This is a genomic window from Dokdonia pacifica, assembly GCF_900188275.1.
In the GTDB taxonomy this organism is placed as follows: Bacteria; Bacteroidota; Bacteroidia; order Flavobacteriales; family Flavobacteriaceae; genus Dokdonia; species Dokdonia pacifica.
Window position 1 is genome coordinate 1064331 of the sequence record NZ_FZNY01000001.1, and the last position, 23846, is coordinate 1088176.

The 23846-nt window shown below is 36.7% G+C and carries 12 protein-coding genes; 10 read left to right on the top strand and 2 right to left on the bottom strand.

The annotated features are described in order from the left end of the window. Window positions 1-5: 5 nt before the first annotated feature. Complete coding sequence (locus CHB80_RS04680; RefSeq protein ID WP_179218084.1) at window positions 6-1400, bottom strand: peptidoglycan DD-metalloendopeptidase family protein; 1395 nt, start codon at window positions 1398-1400, stop codon at window positions 6-8. 182 nt (window positions 1401-1582) lie between these two features. Here CHB80_RS04680 and CHB80_RS04685 point away from each other — a divergent pair, with 182 nt between their 5' ends. From CHB80_RS04685 to CHB80_RS04710, 6 genes are all read left to right on the top strand, one after another. Beyond that, the gene (locus CHB80_RS04685) at window positions 1583-2887 is read left to right on the top strand and encodes a PSP1 domain-containing protein (RefSeq protein ID WP_089370257.1); all 1305 of its coding nucleotides are present in this window, start codon (window positions 1583-1585) and stop codon (window positions 2885-2887) included. Beyond that, on the top strand, window positions 2880-3362 hold the full coding sequence (locus CHB80_RS04690; protein ID WP_089370258.1) for a gliding motility lipoprotein GldH: 483 nt from the start codon (window positions 2880-2882) through the stop codon (window positions 3360-3362). The genes CHB80_RS04685 and CHB80_RS04690 overlap by 8 nt, the downstream gene beginning before the upstream one ends. A 5-nt stretch (window positions 3363-3367) precedes the next feature. Next, window positions 3368-5698, top strand: a complete 2331-nt coding sequence (locus CHB80_RS04695) for a penicillin-binding protein 1A (RefSeq protein ID WP_089370259.1) — start codon at window positions 3368-3370, stop codon at window positions 5696-5698. Between the two features lie 117 nt (window positions 5699-5815). Continuing rightward, the gene (locus CHB80_RS04700; RefSeq protein ID WP_089370772.1) at window positions 5816-6517 is read left to right on the top strand and encodes a CoA transferase subunit A; all 702 of its coding nucleotides are present in this window, start codon (window positions 5816-5818) and stop codon (window positions 6515-6517) included. A gap of 38 nt (window positions 6518-6555) precedes the next feature. Next, complete coding sequence (locus tag CHB80_RS04705; protein WP_089370260.1) at window positions 6556-7212, top strand: CoA transferase subunit B; 657 nt, start codon at window positions 6556-6558, stop codon at window positions 7210-7212. 3 nt (window positions 7213-7215) lie between these two features. Next, window positions 7216-7872, top strand: coding sequence for a hypothetical protein (locus tag CHB80_RS04710; protein ID WP_089370261.1), 657 nt, complete (start codon window positions 7216-7218; stop codon window positions 7870-7872). 456 nt (window positions 7873-8328) lie between these two features. Here the strand turns inward: CHB80_RS04710 and CHB80_RS04715 are convergent, their stop codons facing one another. Next, window positions 8329-10014, bottom strand: a complete 1686-nt coding sequence (locus CHB80_RS04715) for an ABC transporter ATP-binding protein (RefSeq protein ID WP_089370262.1) — start codon at window positions 10012-10014, stop codon at window positions 8329-8331. A 457-nt stretch (window positions 10015-10471) separates the two neighbouring features. Between CHB80_RS04715 and CHB80_RS04720 the strand changes: the two genes are divergently transcribed. The 4 genes from CHB80_RS04720 to CHB80_RS04735 all read left to right on the top strand — a co-directional run bounded on the left by CHB80_RS04720 (window position 10472) and on the right by CHB80_RS04735 (window position 23812). Further along, window positions 10472-11932, top strand: a complete 1461-nt coding sequence (locus CHB80_RS04720) for a spondin domain-containing protein (protein WP_089370263.1) — start codon at window positions 10472-10474, stop codon at window positions 11930-11932. A gap of 319 nt (window positions 11933-12251) precedes the next feature. Further along, window positions 12252-15524, top strand: coding sequence for a S8 family serine peptidase (locus CHB80_RS04725; protein WP_089370264.1), 3273 nt, complete (start codon window positions 12252-12254; stop codon window positions 15522-15524). 306 nt (window positions 15525-15830) lie between these two features. Then, window positions 15831-19559 (top strand): S8 family serine peptidase, encoded by a 3729-nt coding sequence (locus CHB80_RS04730; protein WP_089370265.1) that lies wholly within the window; start codon window positions 15831-15833, stop codon window positions 19557-19559. Between the two features lie 278 nt (window positions 19560-19837). Further along, window positions 19838-23812: a M36 family metallopeptidase gene (locus CHB80_RS04735; protein ID WP_089370266.1), complete on the top strand. Its 3975-nt coding sequence runs from the start codon at window positions 19838-19840 to the stop codon at window positions 23810-23812. The last annotated feature ends 34 nt before the right edge of the window (window positions 23813-23846 follow it).

Below are 23846 nucleotides of genomic sequence, written 5' to 3' on the forward strand. Positions count from 1 at the left end.
TTCTATTACTTTTTAAGAACTCTTAGTAATGTTTGTGCATCAGAATCTAGTGCTTCTGCTGTTACAAAGTAAATACCTGTTCTTAAATATGAGAAATCCATTTCTAAACTAATCGTATTTAAATCACGATATTCAAGAACTGTTCTCCCTACAGCATCTCTTACTATGATTTGCTTAAAGGGAACGGGTGCACCTATAGTAACTACATCACTAGTTGGGTTTGGAAATAGCCTTACCTCATCAAAAACTTGATCTTCTAAAGAAAGTTGCCCCACATTAAAGGTGTGAGTGTCGCTTTCTCCATTATAAGTAACAACATACGTCCACTCTCCTGTTTCGTCACTAATTGTTCTTTGTTGTGCCCACCAAGATGCTACAAAATCATCATTAAAATTGGTGTCCCAACTTGAAAATAAATCGCCGCTAGGATCATAAATTTCATTAAGAGCCGATGTTCCTGTAACTTGATCTTTAAAGTATCCTGCAAACCATATAGTATCCCCTGGATCAAATTGAGTACTTTCAAAAGTCTCTTCTATTTCAGGGCACGTTCCAAAATCAGGAAGATCAGTATGGGTAAGCGCTGCATTCACTCCGGGGTTAAGATATTCTTTTTGATCTACCCACCAGCTTGTATCATTTAAATCATTACAAGGACCAGCATAAGGGTCTATAAGGTTATTATTTTCGTCATACACTTCAAAATGTAAATGTGGACCCGTAGAGTTTCCAGAACTAGCAACAACCCCAAGATATTCCCCTTGTGCCACAGTATCTCCTACGCTTTTTGAAGTAAGACTCCCAGCTTTCATGTGCCCGTACCAAGCAATACTCCCATCAGAATGCTCTACAAAAACAGCATTCCATTGTTGACCATTTCCGCCAGCAGTACAATTTTTATCAAAGCTTCCATCGTTTTTATAAATGATCTGACCTGCAGCTGCTGCAATAATCTCCGTTTGTTCTTCTTCAACTTGTTTCCAAGTAAACGGCCATAAGAAAATATCTACTCCTTGATGATCATATCCACTAGATGTATCATATGTACGAGTGCCACAATTCCAATCTTCTAATCCTCCCGTAGTATCATCATGATCAAAATACACAGAAATTGCCCATGTACTATTATACTCAAAACCATCTGTTTGTTTCACAGGCCATATGAAAGAAACTTGTTGTTCAGAACGACTTACATTATTCTGATATAATCGTAATCCTTCTCGAGATAGATATTCTTGATTTGTAGCAACAGCATTATGATATATTTCATATTCTTCGGAAGAAACACAATTAACTCCATCAGGATTAAAAACTCTTTCTCCTCCAATAGTTTGTGCAACACTTGTACTAAGCGCTAAAAACATACACAATAAAAAGGATACACGTAGAATTAGTTTCATAAGGTGAACTTTAAGTCTTAAATTTGTTCGATAACTTTTTCTAATGCTCATAGAATACCTTAATAAATTGGTATCTTTAAACTTTAGCTTGATTATCAAATCTATTAATAATAACGAGTAAAACACATAAATATATTAATTATATATTGATTTTAAGTGTTTTGCCTTAAGATATATACTATATGGCGTGTGGAAATTGTGGAACAGGGGCTGATGGGCAACCAAAGGGTTGTAAAAATAATGGCACTTGTGGAACAGATGGATGTAATAAACTTACCGTTTTTGATTGGCTTTCAAACATGACTATTCCAGAGGGTCAAGAAGCATTTAATTATATAGAAGTCCGTTTTAAAAATGGACGTAAAAACTATTACAAAAACACTGAAAACTTAACGTTAAGCATTGGAGACATTGTTGCTACTCAAGCAGCATCAGGACATGATATAGGAATGGTTACACTTACAGGAGAGCTTGTTCGTGTGCAGATGAAACGCAAAAAAGTTAAGCAAGACACGGAAGATACCTTAAAAGTATATCGAAAAGCAACTCAAAAGGATATTGATATCTGGACAAAAGCTAGAGATCGAGAAGAACCAATGAAGGTAAAAGCTCGTCAAATAGCTATCCGATTGGAATTACAAATGAAAATTTCAGATATCGAGTTTCAGGGAGATGGATCAAAAGCCACTTTTTATTATACCGCCGAAGATCGTGTAGACTTTAGACAACTTATCAAAGAATTTGCACAGGAGTTTAGAACTCGTATTGAAATGCGACAAATTGGACTGCGTCAAGAAGCCTCTAGATTAGGAGGAATTGGATCTTGTGGTCGTGAGTTATGTTGCTCTACTTGGTTAACAGATTTTAGATCGGTTACCACTGGAGCTGCTAGATACCAACAACTATCACTTAATCCTCAAAAACTTGCTGGTCAATGTGGGAAGCTTAAATGTTGTCTTAACTATGAGTTAGACGCATATATGGATGCCTTAAAAGAATTTCCTAAAACAGAGGTCAAATTATATACAGAAAAAGGAACTGCTGTATGCCAAAAAATAGATATTTTCCAAGGGTATTTATGGTATGCTTACGAAGGAGAGTGGATGAACTGGCATAAACTCACTGCAGCTCAAGCTAATGAGATAATTGCATCAAACAAAGCAAAAGAACCTGTTGCGAGTCTTGAGGAATATTCTTCAGAACTCGTATTGGACACTAAAATTGACTTTGGAAACGTTGTAGGACAAGATAGCCTTACGCGATTTGATAAACCAAAAACAACAAACAAACGTCGAAACAACCGAAATCGAAACAAAAAACGCGCAACAGCTACCGCCAACAATAAAACAAATCAAAAGAAAACCGCTCAAAAAAACAACCAAAATAAAGCGGATTCAAAAAAGTCAGCTCAAAAAGAAAACACAAACGCCAAACGATCTAATAATAGACGTAATAGATCAAAAAAGAAGCCTAATAACAATGCATAAAGTAGCCATACTTTTACTGCTTGTGGTCATGATGACCTCTTGTGATCCTAACCGTGTATATGACAATTATGAAACGGTAAGTAATGGTTGGAATATAAATGATTCCATCCAATTTGAGATTTCTGACGTAGATAGTATAACACCACATAATGTATTTATTACATTACGTAACACAAATGCCTATAAATACAGTAACATATTTCTTATCGCAAAAATGGATTTTCCAAATGGTAAACAGCTTACAGACACCCTTGAGTATGCCATGGCTACACCTGAAGGAAAATGGTTAGGAACTGGATTTAATGACATAAAAGAAAATAAGTTATGGTATGAAGAAGGGGTACGCTTTCGCGAAAGCGGCACCTACAACTTTTCCATAAAGCATGCAGTACGTAAAAATGGAAGCATCAGTGGTGATGAACGTTTAGAAGGAATTACAGAAGTAGGATTGCGTATAGAACGCTCTCAAAAATAATAACAATGGCAAAGAAGCAAATTAAAAAAAAGCAAGCTACAAGTACTCAACCCAATTTTAAAAAATTCATTAAATGGTTTTGGGGATTATTTGCAGGAGGACTTTTAGCTGTCGTGCTACTATTTTTACTAGCAAGTTGGAATGTATTTGGCAAACTTCCCACCTTTGAAGAATTAGAAAATCCAGAAAGCAACCTAGCGACCAAAATCCTCTCTGTAGATGGAAAACAACTAGGTACATATTACAATGAAAATCGTACACCTATTAAGTATGAAGATTTACCGCAACATCTTGTAGATGCATTAGTAGCTACTGAAGATGAGCGTTATTTTGATCATTCTGGAATCGATTTTAAAGGAACAGCAAGGGCTTTTGCTTTTTTAGGAAGCAGAGGTGGAGCAAGTACAGTAACACAGCAATTAGCCAAATTACTATTTTCAGATACGCCTAGGTCTACCCCAGAGCGTTTAATTCAAAAAGTAAAAGAATATGTCATTGCTACACGTCTAGAGCGACAATACACTAAGGAAGAGATTATTACCATGTATCTCAATAAGCAAGGATTCTTGTTTAATGCTATTGGAATAAGCTCTGCTTCTCGTATTTACTTCAATAAAAATGTAAGTGATTTATCTATAGAAGAATCTGCTGTTTTTGTTGCCATGCTTAAAAACCCTAGACAGTTCAATCCACATCGTAAAATATCTAGAGAAAAGTCCAAGAGACGTCGTAATCAGGTATTCAAGCAAATGGAAAAAAATGGCTTTCTCACTACTGCCGAAAAAGACTCTCTTCAAGCATTACCCATGGTGGTTCGATTTACACCTGAAGGTCATAGAGATGGAATGGCAACGTATTTTAGAGAAAACCTTAAAAAATTCTTAGCAGATTGGATTAAGAAAAATCCAAAAGGTGAAGATGATGACGGAAATCTAGAATACTATAATATTTACAGAGATGGATTAACGATCACAACAACCATAGATTCTAGAATGCAACAAATGGCAGAAGAAGCTGTAAAAAAACACATGCCTAGATTGCAAGCTGAATTTGACAAACAAAATATAAAAAACAAAATAGCTCCTTTTAGAGATATAGAAGAAAGTGAAATAGAAACCATTTTTAATAATGCTATAAAAAGTTCTGAGCGTTGGCGTAAAATGAAGGCCGCAGGAAAGAGCGAAAGCGACATTCGAAAATCTTTTGATATAAAAACAGATATGTCCATTTTCTCTTGGCAAGGAGATATAGATACGGTGATGACACCTCGTGATTCTATACGTTATTATAAAAAATTCTTACGTACAGGTATGATGTCTATGGTGCCGCAAACTGGAGAGGTTCGTGCTTGGGTAGGAGGTATTAATATGTCACATTTTCAATATGACCATGTACAAACAGGAAAACGCCAAGTAGGGTCTACATTTAAACCTTTCTTATATGCAACTGCTGTAGATCAGCTACATATTTCACCATGTGATACGCTTCCAAACACCTTGTTTTGTATTGCTGAAGGGAAAATGGGAAATACAAAAGAATGGTGTCCTAAAAACTCTGATGGAAAATATGGTGGTATGATGACCATGAAAGACGCCCTTGCAGGATCTGTAAATACGATCTCTGCAAGATTAATGAATGAAGTAGGACCTCAACCCGTAATTGACCTTGCCGAAAAACTAGGCGTAGATGTAAGCAATATTCCTCCTGTTCCATCTATCGCTTTAGGAACAGCAGATTTAAGTTTGTATGAAATGGTCTCTGCCTATAGTGCTTTTGCAAATCAAGGCGTATATATAGAACCACAAATTGTAAGCACTATTCAAGATAAAAACGGAACTATTTTATATCAACACGTTCCAAAAACACACGATGTTATAAGTGAAGAAGCAGCTTATGTAACCTTAAAATTGATGGAAGGTGTTACCCAGTCTGGATCAGGTAGAAGATTACGTACCGGAAAATCTAATCGAGCTGACTACAAAAATGTAGTCACTGGACATCCGTATTCTTTTACAAATCCAATTGCTGGAAAAACAGGAACCACACAAAACCAAAGTGATGGTTGGTTTATGGGGATTGTTCCTAACCTAGTAACTGGTGTCTGGGTAGGAGGTGATGATAGAGCTACCCACTTTAGAACAACAAGATATGGACAAGGAGCTACTATGGCATTACCTATATGGGGACTCTATATGAAAGATGTATATAGTAATAAAGACCTTAAAATTTCTAATGGTAAGTTTACAAAACCTGAGGATATTTCTATCGAGGTAGATTGCGAAAAATATAAATCACAAAATACAGATAATGATGATTATGACGAATTAGATTTTTAATTCTTCTCATCATAAAACAGCTACAGAACCCTATCTTTTTTGATAGGGTTTTTTTATGCTTTCGCGAAAGCGTACTCCCCTCTAATTTTTGTATTTTTAGTTCAAATTACAAGAACAATGATCACAAAGAAAGTAGACGGGGTCCAAAATGCCTTACAAGGAGTAAAAAGCGGAATGACAATGATGCTTGGAGGTTTTGGATTAAGTGGTATTCCAGAAAATGCTATCGCAGAACTCGTGCGTCTTAATATAAATGAACTCACCTGTATCTCTAATAATGCTGGAGTAGATGATTTTGGACTCGGATTATTACTTCAAAAACGGCAAATCAAAAAAATGATTTCTTCTTATGTGGGAGAAAATGCTGAGTTTGAAAGACAAATGCTTAGTGGAGAACTTGATGTAGAGCTTATCCCCCAAGGAACACTTGCAGAGCGATGTAGAGCTGCTCAAGGTGGTTTTCCAGCATTTTATACCCCTGCAGGATATGGCACTGAAGTTGCCGAAGGAAAGGAAACACGCGAGTTTAATGGAAAAATGCATGTATTAGAATATGCCTTTGATGCAGATTTTGCCTTTGTAAAAGCATGGAAAGGAGATACCGCTGGAAATCTTATTTTTAAAGGAACTGCTCGAAATTTTAACCCAAATATGTGTGGCGCTGCCAAAATTACTGTGGCAGAAGTAGAAGAGCTTGTTCCTCCAGGAACCCTAGATCCTAATCAAATACATATTCCAGGCATTTTTGTACAACGGATTTTTCAAGGAGAACACTATGAAAAACGAATCGAACAACGAACCGTTAGACAAAAAAAATAAAAACATTAAATTGATTACACCATTAACTCATTGTAGATATGGCATTAGATAAAAATCAAATTGCGCAACGTATTGCTCAAGAAGTAAAAGATGGCTATTACGTAAACTTAGGTATAGGTATTCCAACATTGGTCGCAAATTATGTGCGTCATGATATAGAAGTAGAATTTCAAAGTGAAAATGGCGTATTAGGTATGGGACCTTTTCCATACGAAGGTGAGGAAGATGCCGATATTATAAATGCTGGAAAACAAACCATCACAACACTTCCAGGAGCAAGTTTTTTTGATAGCGCTACAAGCTTCGGAATGATTCGTGGGCAACACGTAGATCTTACCATTCTAGGAGCTATGGAAGTAGCCGATAATGGAGACATAGCAAACTGGAAAATACCAGGTAAAATGGTAAAAGGAATGGGAGGTGCTATGGACCTTGTTGCTAGCGCAGAAAATATTATCGTTGCTATGATGCATACAAATAAAGCAGGTAAGTCAAAATTATTAAGTAACTGTAGTTTGCCACTTACTGGAGTAGGCTGTGTGAAAAAGATTGTTACAAACCTAGCTGTATTAGAAGTAACTCCAGATGGCTTTTTACTTTTAGAAAGAGCACCTGGCGTTTCTATAGAAGATGTAAAAAATGCTACCGAAGGAAGATTAACCATCCCTGAAAATGTTCCAGAAATGAATATATAATATATGGTTATTTACGACCTTCAAGACCACCCACATCGATATATATATGATGAAGATCGTGATTATACTGCTGTTCCTGATCGATTTTTACGCAATTGCTTTAAAGCACTAGATTATTTACATAAAACCAATGCGCTTACAATTACCTATGAGGATGATGGTATTTTGGAAACTGTAGATATTATAGATGTTCTCATTGCAGATACTCAAAACGATATTAAAATTGTTTATTCTGAAGGCCGAAACTTTTATAACCCTTCAAACAATACTGTAGGTTTTTATGACACCCATGGAGTGGTATTTAGAAAGAACCACAGAAAAAAATGGTTTACAAAAAACAAGGGATATAATTCTCCTATGGCAGTGCTTGCGCATGAGCTTATACATTGTTATAATGAATTATATGAAACAGAAGATTATCTCAAACGAAAGAGAGACCATTCTCCTAGAGGAAAAAAATTAGATCACATAGGTCGTGACCTTTCTTTTCCTAATAAAGAAGAAGAATTTGTTATCAGAATGACAAATCAAGTTACAAAACGACTTCAAGAAGATAATCGCTCCAACTACGGAAGATCATATTACAAAGTTGCAGATGTTTGTGATGTACGAAAACACGGAAAAAACAAAAAAGGAAGAATTAAGCAGATTTTTAAATAATTTCGTTTCCTAAAAACACTTCTTCCAACAAGCATTTTTCTTTATTTTTCTCATTTCAACGATTAAAAACTCAATAAAATCGATGAAATACACAAAATTTTAACATTCAAACGAAAAATTTAAGAATAAAGTTTGCACAAGTGAAAAATTATACTACTTTAGCAGTCCCCAAATACAATAATTGATACCGATAAAGTGTACGAAAAATCAGATTAATGACCAACTAGACTTTATCTCAACCAAATAGCTTTAAAAACTCATACGAGTGTTTAATGTTATGATTTGTTAGAAATCCGCAGGGGGAGCCCTGCGGATTTTGTTTTATCCCTAAATGACTAACATGCAAAAAAAGTACGCCCTACAACCTTTCAAATCAATTTTCGATAGTATTAAAGAAGCTTTTACATTTATGGTAAATTGCCTATACCTTGCTAAAAAGGTATTCCTATTTATGATTTAAGCACCTTTAGGTATTGCATCAATCAAGTTTTTAGTATACGCTTTCTGAGGATTTCTATAAATATGATCTGCCTCACCTATTTCCTCAATTTTCCCTTTATTCATTACCACAAGCTGATCTGCCATATATTTAACCACAGCTAAATCATGTGATATAAATATATATGTAAACTTAAAATCTTGCTTAAGTTCATTAAGTAAGTTTAATACTTGTGCTTGCACAGAAATGTCTAATGCACTCACAGACTCATCACATATAATTAATTTAGGCTGTACGGCAATAGTACGTGCAATTCCTATACGTTGTCGCTGACCACCACTAAACTCATGAGGATATCTATTAAAATGAGAACTGTCTAAGCCAACCCTTTTCATGATCTCTAATGCTTTCTCTTTACGTGCTTCCTTGCTTGAAAAAAGTGTATGAACCTCCATAGGTTCAATAATAGCTTGCCCGACAGTAAGCCTAGGGTTTAGTGAAGCATATGGGTCTTGAAATATAATCTGTATTTCTTTTCGTAATGCTCTTAATGCTTTTCCTTTAAGTTGTGTAATGTCTTCTCCTTTATATAATATACTTCCTGCCGATGCTTTATCTAATTGTAAAATAGCATTCCCTAAGGTTGATTTCCCACAACCCGATTCTCCTACAAGTCCCAACGTTTCTCCCTCATAAAGAGAAAAAGAAACATCATTTACTGCTTTTACAATTCTAGACTTTCCAAACAATCCTGTTTTTGAAATATATGTTTTCGCTACATTATGTACTTCTAAAATAGGTGATGTGTCATATAACTCTTTTAACCGCTGTGTACGCTCTTCTGGAATTTCAATTTCTGTTTGTAATGTATCAGATAGGTAATCTTTAATAGTTGGTAATGTAATGAGTCTATTTTCAAGAGAGGGTCTTGCGTTTAGTAATGCTTTAGTATAGGTATTTTGAGGAGATCTAAAAAGTGTTTCGGCTGGAGCTTCTTCTACAATATCTCCTTTATACATGACAAGTACTCGATCTGCAATCTCTTTTACCAATGATAAATCATGAGAAATAAAAATAATACTCATCCCTGTTTCTTTCTGAATATCTTTCAAAAGTTGGATAATTTCTTTTTGAACGGTAACATCCAGTGCTGTTGTAGGTTCATCAGCAATAAGGATTTCAGGATCGCAAGCAATAGCCATGGCAATCATAACACGTTGCTTTTGACCTCCACTTATTTGATGCGGATACGCATTAAATAATTCTTTAGGATCTGGCAGCTTTACTTTTTCAAAAAGTAATAGTGTCTTCTCCTTTGCTTCTTTATTAGAAAGAGACGTATGCTGTTTTAAAATTTCCACCACTTGATAACCGCACGTAAGAGAAGGATTTAAGGAACTCATAGGCTCTTGAAAAATCATAGATATGACACGCCCACGAATGTTTCTATATTCCGATTCAGAGAAAGAAAGTAATTCTTGATTTTTAAAATTGATCGCTCCTTTTACAATTGCCTTCTTATCTAATAATCCTAAAGTTGCAAGAGTTGTGATAGATTTTCCAGATCCAGACTCTCCAACAATAGCTAGAATTTCATTCTTATAAAGATGAAAAGAAATTTGATGTATAATTTCTTCCATTTTTTTCCCTTGAGGAAAGGATATTGAAAGATTTCTAATAGAAAGTAGCGTTTCCTGATCCATATGTTTCAAAATTACACATTAATTTATGGTATTCTGTCGATAAAAGCAGTAGCACTTTCTTTATTTTAAAAAATATCCCATCTCTTTTAAGATAAAAACTCAAATATTTCTGTGTTCGCTTTCGCGAAAGCGTAATTTTCATGCAAAAATCCTTAAAAAAAGAGTTTTTACCATAAGAATTACTTTTTAAACTACATAATTGCCATAAGAAAAAACTATAGCTCATAGATAATTAACATATTTCATTTTTAGCGCTTTTTTTTCCTTTTTAAACCTAATTTATTTTCTCGTTTTTCTACTCATTCCGCTTTAAACAAGCTTTTTCCTCTTCATTTAGTTTGTTTTAGAAGCAAGCCTTTTGTTGCCATAATATTGCAGTGTCAAAATAATCGAACGCATTTACAATTCGATTTACAAAACTGAATTAAGAAAAAAACAATATCAAAAAAATTTAAAAATGAAAAAGACAATTTTATCAGCATTTGCTTTATTAACGATACTCGCAGCATGTGAGTCTGATGACAACGATATATTCGTTGAAGAGCAACAAGAAGAACAGCAAGAAGAACAACAAGAAGAGGCGAACTTAGTAACCTTTGACATTACAGTAACTAACGCTGCAAATTATTTTGAGGCGATTCCTTTCTCTGAGCGTTTAAGAGATGGTGATGCTCCTACTACTGGACCACTTACTCAAAATGGAGATCAATACCAAATTTCTTTCCAAGCAGTACCAGGTACAAAATTTACACCTGTTACAATGATGGGTAATAGTAATGATTGGTTTTTAGCACCCGAAGATTTTGCAGGTATTGATTTATGGCAAAACGGAGCTCCTCGTACGGGAGATATCGCAAGTGAACTTATCTTATTTGATGCAGGAACAGAAGCAGACAATCTTCCAGAATTTTTTCCTCCAGCTGGAGCAAATGTAGGTCCTGAAGATCCAAATCCTGCAACACGTATTGTAGATAGAGGAGGTCTTCGCGGTGACACCTATTTAACAGCAGTTCTTAGCTATGAAGCAGGTACAGCAAATAGTGCTGGTACGTTTACATTTACAATTACTGCTATTATGACTCCAGATCCAGATCAAGCACCTAGCTCACAAAATGGATTTGTAGTGACACCTGGTATTACTGTATTACACGCCCTAGCTAATCCATTATTTACATTAGGAGAAGTAGATCGCGGTGTGGGTCTTGAAGGTATTGCTGAAGATGGAATGCCAGCGGTTTTAAATAACTGGTTCCATGAAGAAGGACCTAACGGAGATCCTATTCGTTTATCATCTACATACAGTGTACTTTCAGGAGGTGTTGCATATGCATTTACTCAAGAAAGTGATCCTTGGTTCTCTCAAGGGAGTGCTGCAAACCCAAATAGTGGTGTAGAAGAAATCGCTGAAGATGGTAATAGAACTGTAGCAGTAGCTTATTTAAATACACTTGAAGGTGTAACAGCAGTTGCAAATAATGAAAATGCAAATGTGCGTCCAGGTGAGAGCCTTACTTTTGAATTAACAGTACCTGTAGGAGCAGCCTATAAATTTGGATACGGAACCATGCTAGTAAATACAAATGATTGGTTTATTGCATATAACAATGTAGGATTCCCATTATTTGAAGAAGATGGAGAAACTCCATACTCAGGATTTGGAGCCTCTGCAAGATCGTACTTATATGATGCAGGAACAGAAGTAGATCAAGCTGTAGGATTTGGTGCAGATCAAGCACCTCGCCAAGCAGGTCCTAATACTGGAGCAGTAGATTCAAATACAACCATACGTCGTGTAAGTAATCTTGAAGATGTACAATATGGTAAAGGAGTATATAACAGTGGCCCAGGAGTGGTAGCTGTAGAAGATGGACGAGGAGGTTACAACTTAGTAACGGTTGAAATACGTCCAAGAAACTAAATATATAAAGTGTTCATAATTGATTGGTTTGGTTTGTTGAAGGGCTGTAATATCTTATTACAGCCTTTCTTTTTATATGTATATATCTTAAAATTGAGGGAATCCCTCAATTTAAGTTGTTGGTTTTCATCAAAACATGCAATTTCAAATGTTAAAATTGTGTCTTTCATCGATGAAATTTTCCACTTATTTACGGGTAAAAGATTTTTTTGCACATTTCATCGAAAAATTTTTTTCTTTCTAATTTTTTGATTGACTTTCGCCGCCGTAGTAAAAACATTGTAATGTAGTTACTTACCCCGAACCATAAACAACAATCATGAAAAAAAACTACCTAAGAGGACTCTCTTTAGGATTGGCATTATGCGCAACACAAGTATATGCACAAACGCCAAACCAAATCGCACAAATCACCAAAGAAAACAATCAGGAACGTCTTGCTCAACTAGAACAACAATTTCTACAAGTAAGCGCTCAACAACGCCAATTTGCAAAGCAACAAGCTTCTCAAAAAGGAATCCCTACACAAATTACATTAGATAACGGAGGGATTGCTGAGCTACAACGTATCCTTCCTGACGGAACCCCTATTTACTATAGCACTTTTAATGCAGATGCTGCAATTTCTACTAGAACAACACACATTAATGCTGGAGGTTCATTAGGTTTAAACTTAATGGGTCAAAATATGACAGCATATGTATGGGATGGTGGTCATGCAAGAGCATCTCACCAAGAGTATGACGGAGCAGGAGGCACAAATCGCTACACAGTTCAAGATGAAGCTAGTGAAGGCATTCAACTTAATTTTCATGCTGCGCACGTAACAGGAACTATTATGGCTTCTGGAGTTCAAGCTGAAGCTCAAGGAATGGCTCCACATGCAAAAATTAACGGATACCGTTGGAATGATGATGTAGCAGAAGCAACTGCCGCTGCTAGCAACGGAATGCTTATTTCTAATCACTCTTATGGATTATTAGGAACTAATATTCCAGACCAATGGTTTGGATCTTATTCTAGTGAGTCTCAGAGCTGGGATGAAATTATGTATAACGCACCTTTTTACCTTATGGTTGCCGCTGCAGGTAATGAAGGAAATATAAACACATACAACGGTGCTCCTTTAGGAGGAAATGCTGCTTATGATAAACTTACTGGAAAAGCTATTACAAAAAACAACCTTGTCGTAGCAAATGCTCAAGATGCTACTATCGCAGCCGATGGCTCTCTAATAAATGTAAATATAAACAGCGGAAGTAGTGAAGGTCCTACTGATGATTTCCGTATCAAACCAGATATTGCTGGTAACGGTACAGAAGTATATTCTACATACCAAAACAGTGATACAGCTTATAATTCTATTACAGGAACGTCTATGGCGTCTCCAAATGTAATGGGATCATTGTTATTAATACAACAACATTATAATGATGTGAATGGCGCTTTCGCGAAAGCGGCTACATTAAAAGGACTTGCTTTACACACAGCAGATGATGCCGGAGCAATTGGTCCTGACGCTATCTTCGGATGGGGATTATTAAATGCAAAAAGAATGGCAGAAACAATTACTGCCAATGGAACAACTACTACCATTGATGAACGCACATTAGCAGATGGTGGATCATACCAAACACAAGTTACTGTACCAGCGGGTAAAATTTTACAAGCATCTATTTCTTGGACAGATGCTCCAGGAACTCCAGTAACAGGAACAAATGATCCTACACCAGTACTTATTAATGACCTTGACTTACGTATTACTAAAGATGCAGACACATTCATGCCATGGAGATTAACTGGTGTAGACTCAAATGCAAAACAAGATAACGTAGTAGATCCATATGAACGTGTAGATGTTGCTGATGCAGATGGAACATATACAGTTACCGTAACTCATAAAGGAAGTTTATTCTCTGGAAGTCAAAATTACTCCCTTATCATAACAGTAATAGATACTCCAGTAGAGCCAGACAATAGCTGTGTAGCAGAAGTAACTGCTTTCCCTTACAGTCAAGGCTTTAATAACACTATTGGACAGTGGTCTCAAGATACTAATGATGATTTTAACTGGACAGTAAATAGCGGAACTACTCCTTCTAATAGTACAGGACCTTCGGGAGCTGTAGAAGGGTCTCATTATATATATATGGAGACTTCAAATCCTAACAATCCTGCAAAAGTAGCTAACTTAAACTCTCCTTGTTTTGATTTTACGGGAATGACAGAAGCACATGCTACTTTCCAATATCAAATGACAGGAAATGCAGTAGGTACTATTCGTTTAGAAGCAAGTACTAATAGCGGTATCTCATGGACAGAAGTATGGTCTAAATCTGGAGATCAAGGAGCGAGCTGGCAAAATGCTATCGTAAACTTAGATGCTTATACAGGAGGTACTCTTACATTGAGATTTAATGGAACGTCAGGAAACTCTTGGCAAGGTGATATTGCTATAGATGACCTAAGAATTGCTGAAGGAGCATTTGCAGATACAGTAGCACCTTCTACACCTATTAATTTGATAGCATCAAATATAACAGAGACTACAGTTGATTTGTCTTGGGATGCTTCTACAGATAACGTTGGTGTAACTGAATATGATGTATATGTAGATGGGTTAATTTCTACAACTGTTGTTGGAACAACATCACAAATACAAGGTCTTGTTCTTGACACTACTTATGATTTTCAAGTTCGTGCAAAAGATGCAGCAGCTAATGCTTCTACATTAAGTAACACACTTACTATAACTACAGCTGGTGGTATACCTACTGGATGTGTAGGAGGAGAAGCAATTCCTTACTCTGAAGGATTTGAAACAAGTATTGGTTTATGGACGCAATCTACCAATGATGATATTAATTGGACTAGAGATGCAAATGGAACACCTTCAAGAAGTACAGGTCCATCAAGCGCATCTGAAGGTGCTTACTATATGTATGTAGAAGCATCAGGTAACGGAACTGGATTTCCAAATAAACAAGCAATTATTAACTCTCCGTGTCTTGACTTAACAGGATCTTCTGTAATCAATTTCTCTTTTGATTATCATATGTATGGATCTTCTAATGGAGGAAGTATTGCCTTAGAAATTAGTGATGATGATGGTGCTAATTGGACAGCTATATGGACACAAACTGGAAATCAAGGTAATCAATGGAATACTGTATCGCTAGATTTATCTTCATATGCAGGTATAGGAATCCAACTTAGATTTAATCGTATCACTGGAGGAACTTGGCAATCTGATGTCGCTATTGATAATATTTCTCTTGATTCAAGTGCTACGAACGTAACAAATTCTAATGAAGAAAGTATTTTGACTTCTTCAACAACAGAAGAAAATATATCAATTGAAGAATCATTTGACTTTACTGTATTCCCTAATCCAGTAACTAGAGGACAACTTTCTATTCAAGTTGTAGGAGCAGATGTAGAGAAGTACACAATCTATAATATGCTAGGTCAAATTGTAAAATCAGGATCATTTAATAACACATTAGATGTTTCTGGACTTAAAGCTGGGATGTATATTATTGAAGTTGCTACAGGTAGTGAAGCGCACACCAAGCGATTTGTTAAAAAGTAATACTACTTGAACACACTTTTTAAACTAGTGTAAAAAAACCCGATGCAATTTGTATCGGGTTTTTTGTTTATCGTAAATGCATAATCCTACTACTGATTTTCGCATTTTTCTCAAAAAAAACAAACAATTATTGCTATTCTTTTAAAGAAACCATTTTATTTCTTTCTTTTTTTAAAGATTTTTCTAAAAATATGTGTATTTCATCGAAAAAATTTTAGCAGTTGTCAATAATTCCTTTTTTTTGCGAAAATGTTTAACTCTTTCTTAAGAATTAACATAAAAACACTAACCAAAATTAAACAAATCATGAAAAAACAGTACTTAAAAGGATTTTTCCTTTTAGCAGTGCTTTTTGGATCCATGCATGTCTTTGGACAAACTCCCGCTCAGATTCAAGAAATCACAAAAGATTACGATCAATCTAGACTCGTACAATTAGAACAAAAATTCTCCCAAATCAATCAACAACAAAAACAGCTAGCAAAGCAACAAGCTGCACAACGAGGATTGGCACTAAAAATAACTCTAGATGATGGTGGATTTGCAGAATTGCAACGCATTTTACCAGATGGTACTCCTATTTACTACCGTACATTTAATGTAGATGCTGCGAGATCTACACGTACTAATCATTTAAATACAGGAGGGTCTTTAGGGCTTAATCTAATGGGACAAAATATGACTGCCCACGTTTGGGATGGAGGTCATGGTCGTGTAACGCATCAAGAATATGATGGTCCTGGAGGAACAAATCGCCTAACAATTAGAGATCTTGCTTCTGAAGGAGGGACACAATTAAACTTTCATGCTGCACACGTATCTGGAACTATTATGGCATCTGGTGTACAACCCGATGCTAAAGGAATGGCTCCTTATACAAAAGTAGATGGATATATGTGGAATAACGATATAGCAGAAGCTACTACTGCTGCAGCAAATGGAATGCTCATATCTAACCATTCTTATGGCTTTAGAGGTGATCTTGTTCCTGATCAATATTTTGGAGCTTATATTGATGAGTCTCGTAATTGGGATGAAGTAATGTATAATGCACCAAACTATCTTATGGTAGTTGCCGCTGGTAATGATGGAAATCAAAATGGCTATAATGGAGCTCCTTTAGATGGAAACTCATCTTATGATAAACTAACAGGACATTCTACTTCAAAAAACAATCTTGTTGTTGCAAATGCACAAGACGCAAATATTGCAGCAGATGGTACTTTAGTAAGTGTTTCTATTAATAGTAGTAGTAGTGAAGGACCTACAGATGATTATAGAATTAAACCTGATATTACTGGAAACGGTACGGGGGTTTATTCAACATATCAAAATAGTGATACTGCTTACAATTCTATTACAGGAACATCAATGGCTTCTCCAAATGTAGCAGGATCTTTATTATTACTTCAAGAGCATTATAATAATGTAAATGGTTCCTTTGCTAGAGCTTCAACAATTAAAGGATTAGCATTACATACTGCAGATGATGCAGGGCCAAATGGACCAGATGCTGTTTACGGATGGGGATTATTAAATGCCAAAAAAGCAGCAGAAACAATTTCTGGAAATGGAACATCATCTATTGTAAGTGAATTATCTCTTGCAAACGGAGGTTCATACCAAGTACAAGTAGATGCTAATGGAGGACCACTTTTGGCTTCTATATCATGGACAGACCTTCCAGGAACTGCAACTACAGCTACTAATTCTTCAACTTCTAGATTAGTAAATGACCTTGATATACGTGTTACTAAAAACGGAACTACATCTACACCTTGGAGACTTACTGGAATTACAACAAATGGAAAAGGTGACAATACTGTAGATCCTTATGAGCGTGTAGATATAGATAATGCAACAGGAACATATACTATTACAGTAACACATAAAGGCTCTCTTTCTGGAGGAAATCAAGCTTTTACTTTAATTGTAACTGGAAATGGAACAGCAACACCTCCTCCACCTATTACATGTAGTACAACTGTTTCTAGTTTCCCATATAATGAAGGGTTTGAAAACACATTAGGTGCTTGGTCTCAGGATACAAGTGATGATATAGATTGGACTATAAACTCTGGAGGAACTCCTTCTAATAGTACAGGACCTTCTGCAGCTAACGAAGGAACTTTCTATATCTATATGGAAGTATCGGGTGACGGTGCTGGATTCCCTAATAAAACGGCAATCCTTAACTCTCCATGTTTCAACCTTACAGGCGTAAACGCTCCTTCTGCATCTTTCAGTTATCAAATGACTGGTAATGCTGTAGGAACTGTAAGACTAGAAGCAAGAGAAGATGGATCACAAACTTGGACAGAAATATGGTCGCAATCAGGTGATCAAGGAGCTGCTTGGATTGATCAAAATGTGAGCCTTGCTGCTTACTCAGGTACTGTACAACTAAGATTCCGTGGTACAAGTGCCGCTTCTTGGCAAGGAGATATCGCTATTGATGGATTCAGTGTTGAAGGTGCACAAGCAGGAGATACACAAGCGCCAACAGTGCCAACAAATCTTGCTGTAACTGGAGTAACTACTAGCTCGGTAGCACTATCATGGACAGCGTCTACTGATAATGTAGGGGTAACTGCTTATGATGTATTCCAAGGAAGCTCTAATCTAGGAGAAGTTACAGGAACAACAGCGAACGTAACTGGACTTGCAGAAGGAACAACTTACCAATTCTCTGTAAGAGCTAAAGATGCTGCTGGAAATGTATCGGCTAATAGTAATACCGTTTCTGCAACTACTAGCACAACTCCTCCTCCAACTGGCGGATGTTCTGGTGGTGTGGATACATTGCCTTACGGCGAAAGCTTTGAAGCTAACTTAGGATTATGGACTCAAGCAGGAGGAGACGACCTGAACTGGACACGTGACTCTGGAGGAACTCCTTCTAACAATACAGGACCATCTTCAGGATCTGATGGATCTTTCTATATGTATGTAGAAGCATCTGGAAACGGAACTGGATTCCCGAACAAAAGAGCTATCTTAAACTCGCCTTGTTTTGACTTAAGTGCACAAACTGAAGCTTCTTTCATATTTGACTACCACATGTTTGGATCTACTGATGCAGGACGTGTAGACCTTGAAGCAAGTACGGATGACGGTGCTACTTGGACTAGTATCTGGAATCAAACAGGAAACCAAGGTAACCAGTGGAATAATGTAACTATTGATCTCGCTGCTTACTTAGGAGGATCTGTGCAATTAAGATTTAACCGTATCACTGGGGGTACATGGCAATCTGATGTCGCTATTGACAACACAAGAGTAGTCGCTGGTAACGGAAATGATCCTAACCCACCATCTGGATATTGTGCATCTAATGGACAAAATACAAATGATGAGTATATTTCTAGAGTACAGATAGGAAGTATTGATAATTCATCTGGAGCAGGTGCTGGAGGATATCAAGACTTTACAAACTTATCTACAAACTTAAGTGGTAGTGCATCTATTACTATTACTCCTACATGGACAGGTACTGTTTATAATGAAGCATATGCCGTATTTATAGATTGGAATAGAGATGGAGATTTTGCAGATGCAGGAGAAACAGCATTCTCGCAATCACCTACTCAAGCAACTTCTATCTCTGGTACCATTACAGTGCCGTCTGGAGCAGCTCAAGGACTTACCCGTATGCGTGTATCTATGAAGTACAACGCAGCACCAACTTCTTGTGAAAGCTTTAACTTCGGAGAAGTAGAAGATTATCTAGTAAATGTGAGCACTAATTCAGCTAACACTACTTTTTCAGATCCTAATACGTTAGATAATGACGGTACTACAATTTCTTCTTTTGATTTTACAGTATCGCCTAATCCAGTAACTAGAGGTCAACTGAATGTACAGGTAACTGGTGCTGAAGCGGAACGTTATACTATTTATAATATGCTAGGGCAAATTGTTAGTTCTGGATCATTTAATAACACATTAGATGTATCTAGACTTAAATCTGGTCTATATATTATAGAAGTCGCTATAGAAAATGAAACACATACGAAGCGATTTATTAAAAAATAATTCTATCTGAATATTCAAAAAGTTAATATTCAAAACCCGATATCAATATATGATATCGGGTTTTTTATTTCATAATTCCATTTTACGTAAAGTCTATCGATTTGGTAGGTTTTTGTTTAACGTTTTTGCTAAAAAATTAAATCTTAAAGAAATCTTAAAAAAAAACTGTGCGTTTCATCGATTAAATTTCATTTATTTCAAAATTATTGCGTTTTTTATCAAAAATCTTGAGTTTTTTACAAACAAGTTCCTAATTAACAAACAAATTAATAACGATTATGAAAAAAATGTACACATTTTTCTTAACAGCTTTTCTGTTAGGATCAACTGCGTTTGCACAAAATATGGATGGCATTGTCCAGAATTATTTTGGAAAACACACAGAAAAATCCGAAACCGGGTTTTCATCTCAGGATGTATCTGAATGGAGAGTTACAGATATTGTCCCTTCTTTAAACCCACAAATACAACACGTATATGTGCAACAGATGTTTCAAGGAGTACCTATTCAAAATGGTACTTATAAGTTAACTGTTAAAAACGGTGAAGTAACTTGGGAAATTAATCAATTTATTAGTGACTTAGGAGCAAAAGCGAGTGTTACCCAAGCTTCATTAACACCAGAGAGTGCGATTATGTCTGTTGTTAATGCACATCAAATTTCAACACCTTCAAATTTAAATTCAACCCAAAAATCGAAAGATGTATTTGTATACGAAAATTCGGGAATAAGTATTGAACCTATTAGTGTTGAAAAAGTATACTTATATCAAGACAGCACTTTACATTTAACATGGAAAGTATCTATTTATCCACTTGATGGGGAACATTGGTGGAGTGTAAATGTGGATGCTACTTCGGGAACTATTTTAAGAACTGAAGACTGGGTAATTTCTTGTAGTTTTGGAACACCAGATCATTCAAATCATGGTCACGATGCTACTGTTGCAGAAGAAAGCATAGAAATGGGACCTGTTGCTTATAGCATGACTGCAGTAGATGCTGCTTTAGTTGGCGGTGGTACTTACAATGTATACCCATTAGGAATTGAAAGCCCTAATCACGGAAACCGTGTATTAGTTTCAGATCCTGCAAATGCTACAGCATCACCTTTTGGATGGCATGATACAAATGGAAGCGCAGGAGCAGAATTTACAACAACTGTAGGTAACAATGTTACAGCTCAAGATGATACAAATGGAAATAATGGAACAGGATCGAGACCAAATGGAGGAAGCTCTCTTAATTTTGATTTCCCATTAAATCTTAATAATGCACCATCTACTTTCTTACCAGCAGCAACAACAAACTTATTCTATTGGAATAATATCATGCATGATGTATGGTACCAATATGGTTTTAATGAAGCTTCAGGAAATTTCCAAGAAAACAATTATGGAAACGGAGGAGCTGGTAGTGATTCTGTAAATGCAGATGCTCAAGATGGTAGTGGAACAAACAATGCAAACTTTGCGACTCCGCCAGATGGATCGAACCCTAGAATGCAAATGTTCTTATTTACAAACCCAACTAGAGATGGAGATTTAGATAATGTGATTATTGCTCATGAGTATGGTCATGGTATTTCTACACGTCTTGTAGGAGGTCCTGGAACAAATGCATTAGGAGGCTCTGAGCAAATGGGAGAAGGATGGTCTGATTGGTTTGGATTAGTAATGACAATTCGCCCTGGAGATGATAGAAACACAGCAAGAGGCGTAGGAACCTATGCCATAGGACAACCTACTACAGGAGCGGGAATTCGTCCAACAAGATATTCTACAGATTTAGCAGTAAATGGTACTGATTATGGAGATATAGGAGGTCTTGCTGTTCCACATGGTGTAGGATATGGTTTTGCTACTATCTTATGGGATATGACTTGGGATCTTATTGATCTTGAAGGATATGATGCAAATCAATATACAGGAACAGGAGGTAATAATATTGCAATGGCACTTGTTACTGAAGGTCTTAAAAACACAGCTAATAATCCAGGATATGTATCTGGACGTGATGGAATTCTTCAAGCAGATCAAGATCTTTATGGAGGTCAGTATAATTGTTTAATATGGGATGCTTTTGCTAGAAGAGGTGTAGGTGTAGATGCTGTTGAAAATTCAAATGGAGGAACTAACACAAATACTGATCAGGTAATATCATTTACAAGCGGATGTGCTGGACCACCACCACCTGCAACTTGTAATTCTACTGTTTCTAGTTTCCCATATAATGAAGGGTTTGAAAACACATTAGGTGCTTGGTCTCAGGATACAAGTGATGATATAGATTGGACTATAAACTCTGGAGGAACTCCTTCTAACAGTACGGGACCTTCTGCAGCTAACGAAGGAACTTTCTATATCTATATGGAAGTATCGGGTGACGGTGCTGGATTCCCTAATAAAACGGCAATCCTTAACTCTCCATGTTTCAACCTTACAGGCGTAAACGCTCCTTCTGCTTCTTTCAGTTATCAAATGACAGGAAATGCTGTAGGAACCGTAAGACTAGAAGCAAGAGAAGATGGATCACAAACTTGGACAGAAATATGGTCGCAATCGGGTGATCAAGGGGCTGCTTGGATTGATCAAAATGTGAGCCTTGCTGCTTACTCAGGTACTGTACAACTAAGATTCCGTGGTACAAGTGCCGCTTCTTGGCAAGGAGATATCGCTATTGATGGATTCAGTGTTGAAGGTGCACAAGCAGGAGATACACAAGCGCCAACAGTGCCAACAAATCTTGCTGTAACTGGAGTAACTACTAGCTCGGTAGCACTATCATGGACAGCGTCTACTGATAATGTAGGGGTAACTGCTTATGATGTATTCCAAGGAAGCTCTAATCTAGGAGAAGTTACAGGAACAACAGCGAACGTAACTGGACTTGCAGAAGGAACAACTTACCAATTCTCTGTAAGAGCTAAAGATGCTGCTGGAAATGTATCGGCTAATAGTAATACCGTTTCTGCAACTACTAGCACAACTCCTCCTCCAACTGGCGGATGTTCTGGTGGTGTGGATACATTGCCTTACGGCGAAAGCTTTGAAGCTAACTTAGGATTATGGACTCAAGCAGGAGGAGACGACCTGAACTGGACACGTGACTCTGGAGGAACTCCTTCTAACAATACAGGACCATCTTCAGGATCTGATGGATCTTTCTATATGTATGTAGAAGCATCTGGAAACGGAACTGGATTCCCGAACAAAAGAGCTATCTTAAACTCGCCTTGTTTTGACTTAAGTGCACAAACTGAAGCTTCTTTCATATTTGACTACCACATGTTTGGATCTACTGATGCAGGACGTGTAGACCTTGAAGCAAGTACGGATGACGGTGCTACTTGGACTAGTATCTGGAATCAAACAGGAAACCAAGGTAACCAGTGGAATAATGTAACTATTGATCTCGCTGCTTACTTAGGAGGATCTGTGCAATTAAGATTTAACCGTATCACTGGGGGTACATGGCAATCTGATGTCGCTATTGACAACACAAGAGTAGTCGCTGGTAACGGAAATGATCCTAACCCACCATCTGGATATTGTGCATCTAATGGACAAAATAATAGTGAAGAGTTTATCTCTAGAGTACAGATAGGAAGTATTGATAATTCATCTGGAGCAGGTGCTGGAGGATATCAAGACTTTACAAACTTATCTACAGACTTAAGTGGTAGTGCGTCTATTACTATTACTCCTACGTGGACAGGTACTGTTTATAATGAAGCATATGCCGTATTTATAGATTGGAATAGAGATGGAGATTTTGCAGATGCAGGAGAAACAGCATTCTCGCAATCACCTACTCAAGCAACTTCTATCTCTGGTACCATTACAGTACCGTCTGGAGCAGCTCAAGGGCTTACCCGTATGCGTGTATCTATGAAGTACAACGCAGCACCAACTTCTTGTGAAAGCTTTAACTTCGGAGAAGTAGAAGATTATCTAGTAAATGTGAGTAGTTCTGCTAATTTTGGACCAACAACTCCTGCTGGAAATGAATTATCTGAAAACCCAGCATTTGATTTCTCTATCTTCCCTAACCCGGTAACTAGAGGAGAACTTAATGTAAGTGTAATTGGTGCTGAAGCACAAAACCTTACGATATACAATATGCTAGGGCAAGTTGTACGTAAGGGAGCATTTACAGAAACAGTAGATGTATCTAAACTTGATGCTGGAATATATGTTCTAGAAATAGAAGTAGAAGGCAGCAAAATGATAAAAAGGTTCATCAAAAAATAGAAGTATTTTTTGACACTAACCATTCAATTATGAA

Coding starts and splice junctions, on each gene's coding strand:
- CHB80_RS04725 (WP_089370264.1), top strand. CDS start 12,252: ATGAAAAAAAACTACCTAAGAGGACTCTCTTTAGGATTGGCATTATGC.
- CHB80_RS04685 (WP_089370257.1), top strand. CDS start 1,583: ATGGCGTGTGGAAATTGTGGAACAGGGGCTGATGGGCAACCAAAGGGT.
- CHB80_RS04710 (WP_089370261.1), top strand. CDS start 7,216: ATGGTTATTTACGACCTTCAAGACCACCCACATCGATATATATATGAT.
- CHB80_RS04705 (WP_089370260.1), top strand. CDS start 6,556: ATGGCATTAGATAAAAATCAAATTGCGCAACGTATTGCTCAAGAAGTA.
- CHB80_RS04720 (WP_089370263.1), top strand. CDS start 10,472: ATGAAAAAGACAATTTTATCAGCATTTGCTTTATTAACGATACTCGCA.
- CHB80_RS04715 (WP_089370262.1), bottom strand. CDS start 10,014: ATGGATCAGGAAACGCTACTTTCTATTAGAAATCTTTCAATATCCTTT.
- CHB80_RS04680 (WP_179218084.1), bottom strand. CDS start 1,400: ATGAAACTAATTCTACGTGTATCCTTTTTATTGTGTATGTTTTTAGCG.
- CHB80_RS04690 (WP_089370258.1), top strand. CDS start 2,880: ATGCATAAAGTAGCCATACTTTTACTGCTTGTGGTCATGATGACCTCT.
- CHB80_RS04695 (WP_089370259.1), top strand. CDS start 3,368: ATGGCAAAGAAGCAAATTAAAAAAAAGCAAGCTACAAGTACTCAACCC.
- CHB80_RS04700 (WP_089370772.1), top strand. CDS start 5,816: ATGATCACAAAGAAAGTAGACGGGGTCCAAAATGCCTTACAAGGAGTA.
- CHB80_RS04730 (WP_089370265.1), top strand. CDS start 15,831: ATGAAAAAACAGTACTTAAAAGGATTTTTCCTTTTAGCAGTGCTTTTT.
- CHB80_RS04735 (WP_089370266.1), top strand. CDS start 19,838: ATGAAAAAAATGTACACATTTTTCTTAACAGCTTTTCTGTTAGGATCA.